The 14,551-nt window shown below is 71.3% G+C and carries 14 protein-coding genes; 3 read left to right on the plus strand and 11 right to left on the minus strand.

Features of this window, described 5'->3' with window-relative positions; all coding sequences use genetic code 11:
* Positions 1–318: 318 nt before the first annotated feature.
* From FK268_RS16150 to FK268_RS16170, 5 genes are all read right to left on the minus strand, one after another.
* Positions 319–699, minus strand: a complete 381-nt coding sequence (locus FK268_RS16150; protein WP_146435920.1) for a hypothetical protein — start codon at positions 697–699, stop codon at positions 319–321.
* A 217-nt stretch (positions 700–916) separates the two neighbouring features.
* The gene (locus FK268_RS16155; RefSeq protein WP_146435922.1) at positions 917–2,494 is read right to left on the minus strand and encodes a VWA domain-containing protein; all 1,578 of its coding nucleotides are present in this window, start codon (positions 2,492–2,494) and stop codon (positions 917–919) included.
* A 30-nt stretch (positions 2,495–2,524) separates the two neighbouring features.
* On the minus strand, positions 2,525–2,740 hold the full coding sequence (locus FK268_RS16160) for an antitoxin (protein ID WP_146435924.1): 216 nt from the start codon (positions 2,738–2,740) through the stop codon (positions 2,525–2,527).
* 9 nt (positions 2,741–2,749) lie between these two features.
* The gene (locus tag FK268_RS16165) at positions 2,750–3,850 is read right to left on the minus strand and encodes an MBL fold metallo-hydrolase (protein ID WP_146435926.1); all 1,101 of its coding nucleotides are present in this window, start codon (positions 3,848–3,850) and stop codon (positions 2,750–2,752) included.
* A 1-nt stretch (position 3,851) separates the two neighbouring features.
* Positions 3,852–4,586, minus strand: coding sequence for an enoyl-CoA hydratase (locus tag FK268_RS16170; protein ID WP_146435928.1), 735 nt, complete (start codon positions 4,584–4,586; stop codon positions 3,852–3,854).
* A 23-nt stretch (positions 4,587–4,609) separates the two neighbouring features.
* On the opposite strand from FK268_RS16170, the gene FK268_RS16175 reads away from it, so the two are divergent.
* Entirely contained in the window at positions 4,610–5,707 is a 1,098-nt protein-coding gene (locus FK268_RS16175; protein ID WP_146435930.1) for an NAD(P)-binding domain-containing protein, read from the plus strand.
* Between the two features lie 64 nt (positions 5,708–5,771).
* Here the strand turns inward: FK268_RS16175 and FK268_RS16180 are convergent, their stop codons facing one another.
* Entirely contained in the window at positions 5,772–6,581 is an 810-nt protein-coding gene (locus FK268_RS16180) for an aldo/keto reductase (RefSeq protein ID WP_146435932.1), read from the minus strand.
* A gap of 66 nt (positions 6,582–6,647) precedes the next feature.
* Here FK268_RS16180 and FK268_RS16185 point away from each other — a divergent pair, with 66 nt between their 5' ends.
* On the plus strand, positions 6,648–8,159 hold the full coding sequence (locus FK268_RS16185; RefSeq protein ID WP_146435933.1) for a carboxyl transferase domain-containing protein: 1,512 nt from the start codon (positions 6,648–6,650) through the stop codon (positions 8,157–8,159).
* Between the two features lie 3 nt (positions 8,160–8,162).
* Here the strand turns inward: FK268_RS16185 and FK268_RS16190 are convergent, their stop codons facing one another.
* Both FK268_RS16190 and FK268_RS16195 read right to left on the minus strand, forming a co-directional pair.
* Positions 8,163–8,687, minus strand: coding sequence for a DUF4333 domain-containing protein (locus FK268_RS16190; protein ID WP_146435935.1), 525 nt, complete (start codon positions 8,685–8,687; stop codon positions 8,163–8,165).
* Positions 8,688–8,814: 127 nt separating this feature from the next.
* Complete coding sequence (locus FK268_RS16195; protein WP_146436305.1) at positions 8,815–10,011, minus strand: Nramp family divalent metal transporter; 1,197 nt, start codon at positions 10,009–10,011, stop codon at positions 8,815–8,817.
* A 139-nt stretch (positions 10,012–10,150) separates the two neighbouring features.
* Between FK268_RS16195 and FK268_RS16200 the strand changes: the two genes are divergently transcribed.
* The gene (locus FK268_RS16200) at positions 10,151–10,954 is read left to right on the plus strand and encodes a HugZ family pyridoxamine 5'-phosphate oxidase (RefSeq protein WP_146435937.1); all 804 of its coding nucleotides are present in this window, start codon (positions 10,151–10,153) and stop codon (positions 10,952–10,954) included.
* 4 nt (positions 10,955–10,958) lie between these two features.
* Here the strand turns inward: FK268_RS16200 and FK268_RS16205 are convergent, their stop codons facing one another.
* From FK268_RS16205 to FK268_RS16215, 3 genes are all read right to left on the minus strand, one after another.
* Positions 10,959–12,599 (minus strand): hypothetical protein, encoded by a 1,641-nt coding sequence (locus FK268_RS16205; protein ID WP_146435938.1) that lies wholly within the window; start codon positions 12,597–12,599, stop codon positions 10,959–10,961.
* 205 nt (positions 12,600–12,804) lie between these two features.
* Positions 12,805–13,164, minus strand: a complete 360-nt coding sequence (locus FK268_RS16210; protein ID WP_068574637.1) for an FKBP-type peptidyl-prolyl cis-trans isomerase — start codon at positions 13,162–13,164, stop codon at positions 12,805–12,807.
* Positions 13,165–13,215: 51 nt separating this feature from the next.
* On the minus strand, positions 13,216–14,508 hold the full coding sequence (locus tag FK268_RS16215) for a citrate synthase (protein WP_146435940.1): 1,293 nt from the start codon (positions 14,506–14,508) through the stop codon (positions 13,216–13,218).
* Positions 14,509–14,551: the final 43 nt, after the last annotated feature.

A 14,551-nucleotide genomic window follows, 5' to 3' on the forward strand; every position in this document is an offset into this window, starting at 1 on the left:
GGGCTTCCCCGCGTGCGCACACCAGCCACCACCCGAACGACCGCCCACAGCCCGTACGGCCCCACCACGGGGTGGCTCACCCCACCCCCACCCGAAATCTTCGAGGGGGCCAACGACCTGACTGGCCGGTAGTCAGGGATCTTTTTTTTACAGGGCGCTCAGAGCTACGGCGATTCCGGCCCTGACCTGCCACTTTGGCGGCTCCGACAACATGGTTCCGGCCCTACTTTCCCGCCGTCGGGAAGTTGATCCGCCGGCCGGGTCCTGTCGCGTCCGCGCGGTACCTATGTCACGTCATCCGCGACAACGGCATGGGGCCTACAGAGTGAGGCTGAGCACCGAGGCTGCGGCTGCGAGCACGACACCTCCGCCGAGTACCGAGATCGTCATCCGCGCGCTGTGTGACGGCTCCTGGTTCGCCTCGTCGTACCTGTAGAAGCCGTCGATCCTGTTCTCGATCTCGGACAGGCGGACCTCGATCGTCGCGAACGGCACCGCAAGCGCCTTGAGCTCGCTTTCGGCGTACGACTCTTGGACATGCCGGTGTGCTCGAGCGGCGGCATCGTCGATCATCTCCCAATGCCTGGCAAGGGCTGCTCGGTTCCCCGAGAGCGTGTTGACGTCCCATATCACCCACGTGACACCGAGGAGCTGCAGTATCCCTGCAGCGAGGTACATGGAGCCGACGAGGAGATGCATGGGTCTAGATCATGCAGCACGCGCGCAAGGCTGTTCCAGCTCTGCGCTTATTCGACGCAATTGCCCGGAATCTGCCGCCATACCGAGCCGCCTAGCCGAATGCATCTCGAGTCGAAACCGGTTATCCCGCAACATCTATGACGCAGTCTCGGCACCCACTGGAACACGTTGTCTCAGAAAGATCAGGCCGCAGGTTCGATTCCTGTCGGGGGCACTCCTACTTCGCGCGTTTGGCGACGGCCGTGACGAAGTCGGTGAGCATCTGCTCCTCCGTATCGGCCGACTGAGCGGTCCCACCCGTGGCGTCCGCGATCTTCTTCAGCGCCGGCAGGTCGGCGTCCTTGCTGATGCCGACGGTGTGGATGTTCACCGGCCGCGCCGGGTCCACCAGCTTCTTCAGCTCGGCGACGAGCGTGTCGAGCGTGGTGCCGCCGTTCTTCTCGTTGCCGCCGTCGGTGAGCAGGATCAGCGAGTTCGAGTACGCGGGGTCGAAATCCTTCACCGCCTGCCGGTACGCGGCGAGCGTCGTGTCGTAGAGACCCGTGCCGCCGCGCACACGGCCGGGCAGCGAGTTCACACCGTCGAGCAGCGCCTGCCGCTGCGTCTTGTCGCCGCGCTTGTCGGACAGCCGCGCGGTGGGCACGACCTCGGTCCAGTCCTTGCCGCCGTTCGTCGCGAGCGCGAAGGTCCACAGGCCGACGGCGTTCGCGTCGGGGATCTGGGTGACGACTTTGGTGAAGCCCGAGGCGAGCATCCCGATGCGGGTGGTGTTGCCGACCTTCTCCTCCATCGAACCCGAGGTGTCCACCACGACGAGCGCCTTCAGCGGCACCGCCAGCGTGGTGTAGGCCTGCTCGGCGCGTGCGAGCTGCGCGCGGTCGGGGTCGGGGAGCTTCGTCACCGCGCCCACGCCGCCCGACGGCGCCTCCGCCAGCCCGGTGCCGCGCAGCCCTTCCCGGGCGAGCGCGGCGAGACCGTCGGACGAGGTGAAGGCCGAGGCGAGGCGCTTGCCGGCCTCGGTCGCGGCGGGCTGCCGGTCGCCCGTGGCGGTGACGGCCAGCAGCAGCTCGTCGCGCGGGGCGCCGGTCTTCGGGACCACCGCGGCGAGGTCGCCCTTGTCCTTCTTCGCGGCGAGATAGGCGTACTCCGGGACCACCACGACGCCGCCCTCGGCGGCCGCGGCGCGGACGGGCTCGTCGCTCACCCGCTTGGCGGCCTGCGCGTAGCCGGCCAGCGCCGCCGTCAGCGCCTGCTGGTCCGCGCCGGGACGCGAGGCCTCGGAGACGCCCGCGATGACGGGCGTGACCGCGTACGCGGAGTCGGCGGGAACCGCGCGGATGGTGGCCTGCGACATGGCCTCGAGCCAGCTCGCGGGCTGCGGGATCGACGCGCCGGCGAGCACGATGGGCGAGCCCGCCACGGGGGTGGTCGGCAGCTCGCGGCCGAGCTGCGCGGAGACCGCGTCGGCGCGGGCGCGCGACGGGGCGAGCCACAGGTCCGCAGTGCCGCTCGTGAGCCTGCCGGCAGCCTCGCGGTCCGGTGCCTCGGCGACCGCGATCGTCGAGCACTTGTCGGACGCGAGCGCGGCCTGTGCGCGCGCGGCCGGGGCGAGCGCCGGGTCGGCCATCACGGTGAGGGCGTGCTTCTCTCCGCAGCTGTCGAACCGGCCACCGACGATGGCGACGATCCCGGCGACGAGGACCGCGACCAGGCCTGCCCCGAGCAGAAGCCGCGCGAGGTTGCGCCCGCGCGGCTTCTCCGGCGCCGAGTCACCCGGCGCGTAATGACGACCCATGAGAGCAGTGTCGCCCTTTCTGAAGGTGTGTTACTGCTGCTGACCCTGAGGACCCTGCTGGTCCTGGGGCCCCTGCTGGCCCTGCTGACCGCCGGCGAACTTCTTCGCGGCGTCCTGCGCCTTGTCCACCTGCGAGGCGTACTTGCCGCCGGTCTTGTCGTCGATGAAGTCGCCGGCCTTGTCGATGACGCCCGGGTTCTTGCCCAGCAGTTCCTTGACCTTGGTGATGAGGCTCGTGAAATCCATGCAGCCAGGCTAGCGGACGGTGGACCACCAGTCGGGCGGACCAGCGACGACGGGACCATCGGCACCGTCGACCCGGCCGCCCGGCATGGGGATGATCGTGGCGACCCCGGCCTCCTCGGCGGCGGCGAGAAGCCGTTCGACGGGCTCGGACCAGTCGTGGAAGGCCAGGTTGAAGGTGGCCCAGTGCACCGGCACCAGCGGGGCGCCCGGCTTAGCGATCATCGCGTGGATCGCGACGGCCTCCTCCGGATTGGTGTGCACGTCGGGCCACAGCGGGTCGTAGGCGCCGATCGGCAGCAGCGTGAGGTCGAAGGGCCCGAAGTGGTCGCCGACCAGCTTGAACCGCTCGGTGAAGCCGGTGTCGCCGCCGAAGAAGACGGCGTGCTCCGGGCCCACGAGCGACCACGACGCCCACTGCGTGGAGTTGCGGGTGAGGCCGCGGCCGGAGAAGTGCCGGGCCTCGGTGCACACCACCTTGAGGCTCTTCCCGCCGCGCTGCAGCACGTGGGCCTGGTCCCAGTCCAGTTCGACGATGCGCTCCTCCGGCACGCCCCAGGCGCGCAGGTGCCCGCCCACGCCGATCGGCACGCAGAAGGGCACGTCGCGGTCGCGGGTGAGCTCGTCGATCGTGGGCAGGTCGAGGTGGTCGTAATGGTCGTGGCTGATGATCACCGCATCGATCTCGGGGAGCGCACTCAGCGCGACCGGGACCGGGTGCAGCCGCGCCGGGCCGATGGTCGGCGACGGGGAGACCCGCTCGCCCCAGACCGGATCGGCGAGGATGCGGAAACCGTCGACCTCGATGAGCACGGACGAGTGCCCGTACCAGGTGACGGCGAGGTCGGAGGCCTGCTCGGGGCTCGGGTCCGCGGCCAGCGGGATCGGGCCCGACGGTGCGCCCAGGCCGTGCCGGGCGCGCCCCACTACGCCGCGCGCGATCTTGGCCGCGTCGAAGCGCTGGTGCGGGCTGTCCGGGTCGGTGTTGGTGTAGACGGTGTCGACCTGCGCGCCCATCGACCGCTTGAGGCCGTTGGCGGCGCGGAGCCCGGCGGCGCCGGCGATCCCGGCGGCCGCACCCGCGACGAAGGTCGCGGCGGTGCTCAGCCGCATGTCAGCGCCCCTGAAAGCGCGGCTCGCGCTTCTCGATCCGGGCCATGATGGCCTCCTTGAGGTCCTCGGAGTCCCAGACCGCGTGCAGACGGGCCTCCTCGGCCTCGGTCAGCGGTTCGACGGCGACGTCGGACTTGAACAGCGCCTTGTAGTTCTGCAGCGACAGCGGCGCGAGGCCCGCGATGCCGCGCGCGAACTCCAGCGCCGCCTCGCGGTCGCCGATCGCGTTGGCGAAGCCCAGCTCGGCGAGCTTCTCGGCGTCGATCTTCTGCGCGGCCATGAGCACGCCGCGGGCGTGGCCGCCGCCGACGAGATCCTCCAGGCGGCGCAGCGTCCACTTGTCGATCGTGACGCCCAGTTTGGCCGCGGGGATGGCGATCGTCGCGCTGGGGTCGAGCACGCGCAGGTCGGCGACCATCGCCATCTGCACGCCCGCCCCCACCGCCGGGCCGTTGAGCGCCGCGACCACGATCTGCTTCATCGCCTCCACCCGGCGGTAGAACCGGATGACCCGCTCCATGAAGCCCTTGTCGAGCACCGCCCCGGACCGCAGATCCGCCCCCGCGGAGAAGACGGTGCCCTGACCGGTGAGCACGATGACGAAGACCCCGTCGGCCTCCGCGCGATCGAACGCCGCCTCCAGGCCGTCCATGATCTCGGGGTTCAGAGCGTTCCGCGCTTCGGGGCGCTGGAACTCGATGACGGCGACCTTCTCCTCCAGCGTGTAACCAATCATGGCCCGCAATCTACGCTACGGGGGTGAAGGATGTCGTCGTGGTCGGTGCTGGCCAGGCCGGGTTGTCGGCCGCCTATTTCCTTCCCAGGTTCGGGATCGACAACTCGATTGTGCTTGATCACAACTCGGGTCCGGGCGGCGCCTGGCGGCAGCGCTGGCCCTCGCTGACGCTCCGCGCGGCGAACCGCGTGCACGACCTGCCCGGGTGGGGTCTGCAGGACGCGCTCGGCACCGACTGCGATGACATTCCGGCCTCCACCGGCGTCGCGCAGTACTTCGGCGAGTACGAGAAGCGGTTCGGGATCGACGTGCACCGGCCCGCCCACGTCGCCTCGGTCTCGCGGACCGACGGCGGCTTCCTCGTCGCCGGGCACGGCGCGGAGGGCCCCTTCGAGTACCGCACCCGCGCGGTCATCAACAGCACCGGCACGTGGGACAGCCCGTTCTGGCCGACCGTGCGCGGCGCCTCGTCGTTCCGCGGGACGCAGCTGCACGCGCACGACTACCGCACCGCGGAGCCCTTCGCCGGGAAGACGGTGGCCGTGGTCGGCGCGGGCATCACGGCGGTGCAGCTGCTACTGGAGATCGCCGAGGTCGCGGACACGCTGTGGTTCACCCGCCGCGAGGTGCAGTGGGACGACACCCCGTTCGACCCGTCGAAGGGCCGCCGGGCGGTCGCGCGCGTCGAGGAGCGGGTGCGGGCGGGCCTGCCGCCCGGGTCGGTGGTCTCGGTGACCGGCCTGCCGCTGACACCCGCGATGCGCGCCGGCATCGACGCGGGGATCCTGGTCCGGCAGCCCATGTTCCGCGAGCTCACGCCCGACGGTCCGCTGCTGGCCGACGGCACGCAGGTGGCCGCGGACGTGATCCTGTGGTGCACCGGCTTCCGCTACTCGATGGATCACCTGGCGCCGCTGAACCTGCGCTCCCCCGGCGGCGGCATCGTCATGACCGGCCGCCTCGCCACTGAGGTCGCCGGCGAGCCGCGGCTGCACCTGCTGGGGTACGGCCCCTCCGCGTCGACGATCGGGGCGAACCGAGCGGGGCGCGAAGCGGCGCGGGCGATCGCGGAGGTTGTTGGCGAGTCCGGCGGGCCTGGACCGCGCCGGGGGGAGAACTGACGTGCGGGCGGCTCCCCGACCGTCGAACCCCGGGAACCGCGGAGCGGCCCCGGGGCAACGGCGATCAGCGCAGGTTGAACTCCGCGGGGTTCGGGCCGATCCGCTTGCCGGAGATCGCGCTGATGCGGGCGACCTCGTCGTCCGACAGTGAGAAACCGAAGACGTCGAAGTTCTCGGCGATGCGCGCGGGGGTCACCGACTTCGGGATCACGACGTTGCCCAGCTGCAGGTGCCAACGCAGGATCGCCTGCGCCGGGGTCACGCCGTGGGCGGTGGCCACCTCGACGACGGCGGCGTCGGTGAGCGACTCGCCCTGCCCCAGCGGCGACCACGCCTCGGTGGCGATGCCGTGCTCGGCGTGGAAGGCGCGCAGCTCGTCCTGCGGGAGCCCCGGGTGCAGCTCGATCTGGTTGACGGCCGGGGTCTCGCCGGTCTCGTCGATCACGCGGCGCAGGTCCTCGACGCGGAAGTTGCTGACGCCGATGGCCTTGGCCCGCCCCTCGTCGCGGATCCGCTGGAAGGCCTTGAAGGTGTCGACGAAGCGGTCGTACTCGGGCACGGGCCAGTGGATGAGGTAGAGGTCCACGTAGTCGGTGCCGAGCCGCTCGAGCGAGCCGTCGAAGGCGCGCAGCGTCTCGTCGAATCCCTGGTCCGAGTTCCACAGCTTGGTGGTGAGGAAGACCTCGTCGCGGGCGAGACCGCTCTCCGCGATCGCGCGGCCCGTGCCCGCCTCGTTCTCGTAGACCTTGGCCGTGTCGATGGACCGGTATCCGACCCGCAGGGCCTCCGCCACGGCGTCGCGGGCACCGTCGTCCGGCACCTGCCACACGCCGAAGCCGAGCTGAGGGATCGAGGTTCCGTTATTGAGCTTCACGTTCGGTACGGTCATGGCCCGAACAACGCGTCCGCGACGCTCGGTGTTCCCAGTAACCTGAAATCCATGGCGATCACGGCGCAGGACCTCATCGATGCGATCCTCGACCGCGGCACCTTCACCAGTTGGGACGGCCCCCTCCCGGACGTCATGCCCGACGCGGAGTACGCCGCCGCCCTGGAGCGCGCGCGGGAACGATCCCACCACGACGAGGCGGTGATCACCGGCGAGGGACGCATCCGCGGCCAGCGCGTCGCGCTCATCGCGTGCGACTTCGCCTTCCTCGGCGGCTCCATCGGCGTGGCCGCGGCGGAGCGGATCGTCACCGCCGTCGAGCGCGCCACCGCCCTGCGGCTGCCGCTGCTGGCGACGCCCACCTCCGGCGGCACACGGATGCAGGAGGGCACCGTCGCCTTCCTGCAGATGGTCAAGATCTCGGCGGCCGTCACGCTGCACAAGCAGTCGGGCCTGCCGTACCTCGTCTACCTGCGCGATCCCACGATGGGCGGCGTCTTCGCGTCGTGGGGCTCCCTCGGCCATGTGACGATCGCGGAGCCGGGCGCGCGGATCGGTTTCCTCGGCCCGCGGGTCTACGGGGCCCTGCGCGGCGAGCCCTTCCCCGACGGGGTGCAGACCGCCGAGCACCTCTTCGAGCGCGGCCTGATCGACGGAGTCGTACCGCTGCGGTTCGTCCGGCTGCTGGCGCACCGCACGCTGCGGGTCCTCGCCGGCGCGAAAGACGCCGATCCGCTGGCGCCGCACCTGGGCGTGCGCGAGGAACTCGACGCCGCCGACGACGACACCCCCGCGTGGGAATCGGTGCGGATCAGCCGCGAGCCCGACCGCCCCGGCGTGCGCGCCTTCCTGCGGCACTCGGCGACGGACCGGCTGCCCCTGTCCGGCACGGGCGAGGGCGAGACCGACCACACACTGCTGCTCTCGCTGGCCCGGGTCCAGGGCTATCCGTGCGTCGTCGTCGGCCAGGACACGACCCGCGCCGAGGGCGGCGCGCTCCCCCTGCTCGGCCCGGCGGCGCTGCGCGCGGCCCGGCGCGGCATGCGGCTGGCCGCCGAGCTGAACCTGCCGCTCGTGCTCGTCATCGACACCTGGGGCGCTGCGCTGTCGCCCGAGGCGGAGGAGGGCGGCCTGGCCGGCGAGGTCGCGCGGAGCCTGTCCGACCTGGTCACCTTGAAGGTCCCGACGGTGTCGGTCCTGCTCGGCCAGGGCACGGGCGGCGGCGCGCTCGCGATGCTGCCCGCCGACCGGGTGCTGTGCGCGCAGCACGCCTGGCTCGCCCCGCTGCCGCCCGAGGGCGCGAGTGCGGTGATGTACCGGGACGCGGACCACGCCGCCGAGATGGCGGAGCGCCAGCGGATCCGCTCCGCCGACCTGCTCGCCGACGGCATCGTCGACCGGGTGATCCCCGAGCGTCCGGACGCGGCCGAGGAACCGACGGAGTTCTCCCGCCGAGTCGGGCTCGCGGTCAGTGAATCCCTCGCGGAGCTCTCACTCATTCCCGACTCGATCCGGATCAGCCGGCGGCTGGACCGTTACCGGTTCCTCGGCGGACGGGCCTGACCCTCACCCGGCGACGGTGACGCCCCACTGCACGCGGGTGGCGTCCACCGTCGTCGCGGTCACGGTGACCGGGTGGCGGATGCCGTGGGCGATCATCACGCAGCTCTGGCGCGCCCCGACGACGCCGGGAAGCGCCCCGTCGCACCGGACGCGATCGACCGGGTGCTGCCGTGCGAGAACCTCGCGCGTGCGCTGCTCGAGCTCGGCGACGGGCACGCGCTGCCCCGACTCGGGCACGCCCGAGACGACCGAGTTCCAGTTCACCCGCTCGCCGTCGACATCGGTGACCTTCAGCGCGACGGCGAAGTTCTCACCACCGCGGCTGAGCGTGCAGGACTGCGCCGCGCCGACCTGGGCCTTGAGACCGCCTTCGCAGTGCAGGGCGTCCGACGGTGCCGCGGCGACCTGCGCGAGCGTGCCGGACTCGACCTGCGACCGGTCGATCTCCGCGGGCGCGAACATCGTCCAGCACGCGGCCACCGCGACGCCGGCACCGCCGACGACCACCGCCGCAGCACGCAGACCCATGACCACTCGTTTCCGTGACTAAACTCCGTCTTCACCATGCGTGAATTGAGTGTATTGAATCACGGACGGGTTGCGATCTCAACACGAAGACATGTCGTGTCGCTACGCCCACCGGACGCGCCGGGCGTCAGCCGGCCAGGGTCAGCACCACGAGTACCGCGTTGAGCACAACGATCAGCGCCCCCGCCAGCGCGGACGCCCACCGCAGGGGCGGCCGGTCGACGAACTCCCCCATCAGCGCCCGGTCGGACGTGTAGCGCCGCAGCGGCAGCAGCGCGAACGGGATGCCGAAGCTCAGCACCACCTGCGAGATGATCAGCGCCTGCGTGGGCGGCACACCGATCGCGAGGACGCCGATCGCCGGGACCATCGTCACCAGGCGGCGGACCAGCACCGGGATCCGCTTGTGCAACAGCCCCGCCATGATGGTGCCGCCGGCGTAGCTGCCGACCGACGTGGAGGCGAGCCCCGACGCGAGCAGCCCGACCGCGAACAGCCCGGCGACGATCGGCCCCAAGGCGTCCCGGACCGCGGCGTGCGCACCTTCTATCGAGTCGGTGCCCTCGACGCCGTAGAGGCTCGACGCCGCCAGCACGAGCAGGGCGATGTTCACGGCGCCCGCGATGATCAGCGCGAGGACCACGTCGATCCGGGTGACCTTGAGCAACCGGCGTGCGCGCTCGGCGCGCCCCTCCGCCGGCGGAGCGCCGTGTCGGTCGACGACGAGCGAGGAGTGCAGGTAGATGGCGTGCGGCATGACGGTCGCGCCGAGCATCGACGCCGCGAGCAGTACCGTCTCGGTGCCGTGCAGGCGCGGGACGAGCCCGCCGAGGAAGGCGGCACCGTCGGGCGGGGCAACGATCAGCCCCGCGAGGAAGCCGATCACGATGACGCCGAGCATCGTGATGATCACGAGCTCGAAGCGGTATTGCCGCCGGCCGTCGGCCAGGGTCAGCACCAGCGTCGAGATCACGCCGACGATGAGCCCGCCCCAGACCAGCGGCAGTCCGAAGAGGAGGTTGAGCGCCAGCGCGCCGCCGATCACCTCGGCGATGTCGGTCGCGGCCGCGACGAGCTCAGCCTGCCCCCAGAAGGCGAGGCGGGCCCGACGCGACAGCCGGTCCCCGAGCACCTGCGGTAGCGAACGACCCGTGACGACTCCGAGCTTCGCGGACTGGTACTGGATCATCACGGCCATCGCGTTGGCCAGCACCAGGACCCACACCAGCAGGTAGCCGTACTTCGCACCCGCGGTGACGTTGGCGGCCACGTTCCCCGGATCGACGTAGGCGATCGCGGCGACGAAGGCCGGCCCCAGCAGCATCAGCGCGCGCAGCGGGGGCCGTTTGCTCGGTACGACGGTGTCGGTCAGCACGCTGCGAGGCTATGCGAAAACATGATTTCGGTCAACCGAAACCATGCGTCGCGGGCAGTGAGAACCTGTGCGGCCCTACGCTGCACCCATGACGACTCGCGACCACGGCGATCCCGGCGACGCCCCCACCATCGCCCCGCCCCTGACGGATGTCGCCGAGCCCCGGCGCCCGTCCGCCGCCGAGGAGGCCCGCACCGTCGCCGCGGCCACCAACGTCGCGACGCTCGGGAGCCTCTCCGCCGACGGCGGGCCGTGGGCCTCGCTGGTCACCTACGGCCTGCTCGGCGGCGCTCCGGTGCTGTGCGTCTCGCACATGGCCGAGCACGGCCGGAACCTGCAGCGCGATCCGCGCGCGAGCCTGTCGATCGTCGCGCCCGACGCACCGTCGGACCCGCTCGCGAACGCGCGGATCACCCTGGCGGGCACTGCCCGCCGCCCCGAGGGCGAGGAACTCGCGGCGGCCCGCGCGGCGCACCTCGCCGCGGTCCCGGCCGCGAGGTACTACATCGACTACAGCGACTTCACCGTCTGGCTGCTCGAGGTCGAGCGGGTGCGCTGGGTGGGCGGCTACGGGCGGATGGACTCGGCGTCGAGCGCCGAGTACGCCGCGGCCGAGCCGGATCCGGTGATCCCGCAGGCCGCCGGGGCGGTGCGGCACCTCAACGACGACCACGCCGAGGCCTTACTGAACATGGCCCGGAAGCTCGGCGGCTACCCCGACGCGACCACGGCCCGGTGCGAGCGCGCCGACCGCTACGGCCTCGACCTGCGCGTGGACACCCCGCGCGGCTGGGCCGTCACGCGGGTCGGCTACCTCGCGCCGCTCAGCGCACCCGCCGAACTCCGGCAGGCCACCGTCGCCCTCGCGCGACTCGCAGCGCCCGCCGAATAGGCCGTCACTCGGCGGCGGGCGGCACCGTCGTGGTCGTGACGGGCTTCGCGACCGTCGGCTTCGGGGCGGGCGCGACCGGCTTCGGCGCGACGGTCGTGGTCGGCACCGGCGCGACCGTGGTCGTGACCTTCGGCGGGACCACCACCGGCGCCTGCGTGGTCGGCGCCTGCGTGACGACCGGGGCCTGCGTGACCGGCGGCTGCGTCGTAGTCACCCGCGGCGGCGCGACCGTGGTCGGCGCCGGTGCGACGGTGGTCTGCGGAACCGGAGCCACCGTCGTCGGCGCGACGATGACGGGCGGCGCGACCGTCGTGGTCGGCGCGGGCGCGACGGACGGGGCCGGCGCCTGCGTGGGCGCGACGGTGCCCGTGGGCACCACGGCCGTCGTCGGCGGGGTCACCTCGGGAGCGCCCGCGGGCGCCGCCGTCGACGCCTGCGGAGCGCCCGACGGCGCGGCGCCACCCGACGGCGCCGGGGCGCCCGAGGGCGCGACGGCGGCCGACGTGCCGGCGCCGCCGGTGGTCGCGGCCCCCGTGGTCGTCGTGCCGGTGGGGGTCTCGGCGCGGGCCGTGGTGCTCGGCGTGGCGACGGCGACGGAGACGCTGGTGCCGATCGCGGACTCGACGCCCGAGCGGCTCCCCGCCTGCACGGTGGCCCCCTGCAGCGCGGCGGCGACGGGCACCGTCACCGCGGCGTCCGTGTTCACGTTGCCGGCGACGGCCTGGCCGGGCAGGGCGAGCACCGGAGTCACCTTCGGGGAGGTCGGCAGCGGCTGCAGCACCACACCGGGCGCGACCGGCGCGGTCACCGTGGTCGTGGTGGTGGTCGAGGTGGTCGAGGTGACGGTGTACACCGGCGCGACGATCCGCCCCTGGTCGCGGACGTCGACCACGCGGCCCGGCGTGACCGCCCAGACCGGGTAGAACGGGTCGGTGTAGCGGGGGTTGACCCGGCGGTACGGGTTGGTGCCGATGTTGATCGTGATCGAGACGGAGATGATCGGCTGCGGCCGAGGACGCGTCCAGTCCCGCGGGTACACCCAGAACACGGGCACGTCGGCGCGGAAACCCGGATCGAACCAGGGCTTCGGGTAGCCCGGCCGAAGCCACGGGCGGGGCTGATCGGGCGTCCACGGCCGCACGCCCAGCTGGCGCCCGTAGAGCGACCAGCAGGTCTGCGTCTGCACCTCGATACCCGCGATCCAGGAGCCCCAGCGCCCCGTCTCGCAGACGGAGCGGTAGATGTCGATCTGCGGCTGCGTGTACTGCCACGGGCGGGTGTTCGCCGGGCGCGACATGGGCGCGGGCGGCGCGGGCTGCGGCGGCACCACGACGCCCGGGATCACCGGCGCCGGCGGGTAGTAGACGGTGGTGTTGTTGCTGGTGGACGTGATGGTGCCCTGCGGCAGGCCCGCGTTCACGGCGGCCTGGGCGGCGACCGGGTCGCCGACCATCATCACGTCCTTGGGCGGGGGCACAACGCCGTCGGTCTGGAAGGCGCCGGGGTTCGACGTGAACTGATCACCCGTGATCGGACTGAAGGCGACCGGCGAGTCCTCCTTCGACGAGTCCTTCCCGCACCCCGCGACGAGTCCCGCCACCGACAGGACCGCGACCGCTGCAGCTGAGACCCTCACCCTGTTCATCTGTCCTCCGACCCCGCTCGCCGGCGTGGATCGCGGCGATATACCCACATTCTTATCGGGTGACGCCGCGCACACCATCGTCGGGACGAGATCGGGACCAATTCGAGACAGACAGCGCCCCGTGGAACGCGGGCCGCCCGAGGCGTGGCAAACGCGAGAGCCCCGCACCGTCGAACGACGGTACGGGGCCCTGAGCAGGCTTCGACTACTTGACGCCGAGCAGGTCGATCACGAAGACGAGCGTCTTGCCCGACAGACGGTGACCGCCGCCGGCCGGGCCGTAGGCCAGGGCGGGCGGGCAGATCAGCTGCCGGCGGCCGCCGACCTTCATGCCGGGGATGCCCTCCTGCCAGCCCGCGATGAGGCTGCGCAGCGGGAAGTTGATCGACTCGCCACGGCTCCACGAGGAGTCGAACTCCTCGCCCGACTCGAACTCGACACCGAGGTAGTGCACGTCGACGACGCTGCCGGGCTGAGCCTCGGCGCCGTCCCCCACGACGATGTCCTTGATGACGAGCTCGGTGGGCGCGGGGCCCTCGATGAACTCGATCTCGGGCTTGGTCATTGACACTCCTTTGATCAGGCGGTGCAGGTTGTCGCGCCGGATGGGCGGCATCTACGCGCCGGGGTAGTCACGGGCGGTCGAGCCCGTGTAGATCTGCTGAGGACGGCCGATCTTGGTGGTCGGGTCCTCGTGCATCTCGCGCCAGTGGGCGATCCAGCCGGGCAGCCGGCCGAGCGCGAACAGCACCGTGAACATGCGCGTCGGGAAGCCCATCGCGCGGTAGATCAGACCGGTGTAGAAGTCCACGTTCGGGTAGAGCTTGCGCTCGATGAAGTAGTCGTCGTGCAGCGCGACGTCCTCCAGGCCCTTGGCGATGTCGAGCAGCTCGTCGGACACGCCGAGCAGCTCGAAGATGCGGTCCGCGGTCTGCTTCACGATCGCCGCACGCGGGTCGTAGTTCTTGTAGACGCGGTGCCCGAAGCCCATGAGCTTCACGCCGTCTTCCTTGTTCTTGACCTTGTTCATGAAGGCCGTGGTGTCGCCACCGGAAGCCTTGATGTCGTCGAGCATCTCGAGGACGGCCTGGTTGGCGCCGCCGTGCAGCGGGCCCCACAGGGCGTTGATGCCACCCGAGATCGACGTGAACAGGTTGGCGTTCGATGAGCCCACCAGGCGCACCGTCGACGTGGAGCAGTTCTGCTCGTGGTCGGCGTGCAGGATGAGCAGCATGTCGAGCGCCTTGACGATCTCCGGGTCCACCTCGTAGGGCTCGGCCGGGAAACCGAAGGTCATCCGGAGGAAGTTCTCCACCAGCGACAGCGAGTTGTCCGGGTACAGCATCGGCTGGCCGACGGACTTCTTGTAGGCGTAGGCGCAGATCGTCGGGAACTTGGCGAGCAGGCGGATGGTCGAGAGCTCGACCTGCGCCGGGTCGTTGTGGTCCAGCGAGTCGGGGTAGTACGCCGACAGCGCGTTGACCGCCGAGGAGACGACGGGCATCGGGTGCGCGTTGCGGGGGAAGCCGTTGAAGAACAGCTTGAGATCCTCGTGCAGCAGGGTGTGCCGCTGGATCTTCGCCGTGAACTCCGCCAGCTGCTCCGGGGTCGGCAGCTCACCGTGGATCAGCAGGTAGCTGACCTCGATGAAGGTCGACTTCTCCGCGAGCTGCTCGATGGGGTACCCGCGGTAGCGCAGGATCCCCGCGTTGCCGTCGATGTAGGTGATGGCCGACTTGCACGACGCCGTGTTCACGAAGCCGTTGTCGAACGTGCTGTAGCCGGACTGCGCGAGGAATTTACCGAGCGCGATGCCGTCTGCACCCTCGGTCGCCTTGACGATCGGCAGCTCGATCTGGCCGCCAGGGTAGGCGACCGTCGCGTTCGCGGTGTTGTCATCGGTGGACAATGTTCGTATCCCCTCGCTGTAGTCGGCGGATAAAAGCTACCTG

Source organism: Tsukamurella sputi (assembly GCF_007858445.1).
Taxonomy (GTDB): Bacteria; Actinomycetota; Actinomycetes; order Mycobacteriales; family Mycobacteriaceae; genus Tsukamurella; species Tsukamurella sputi.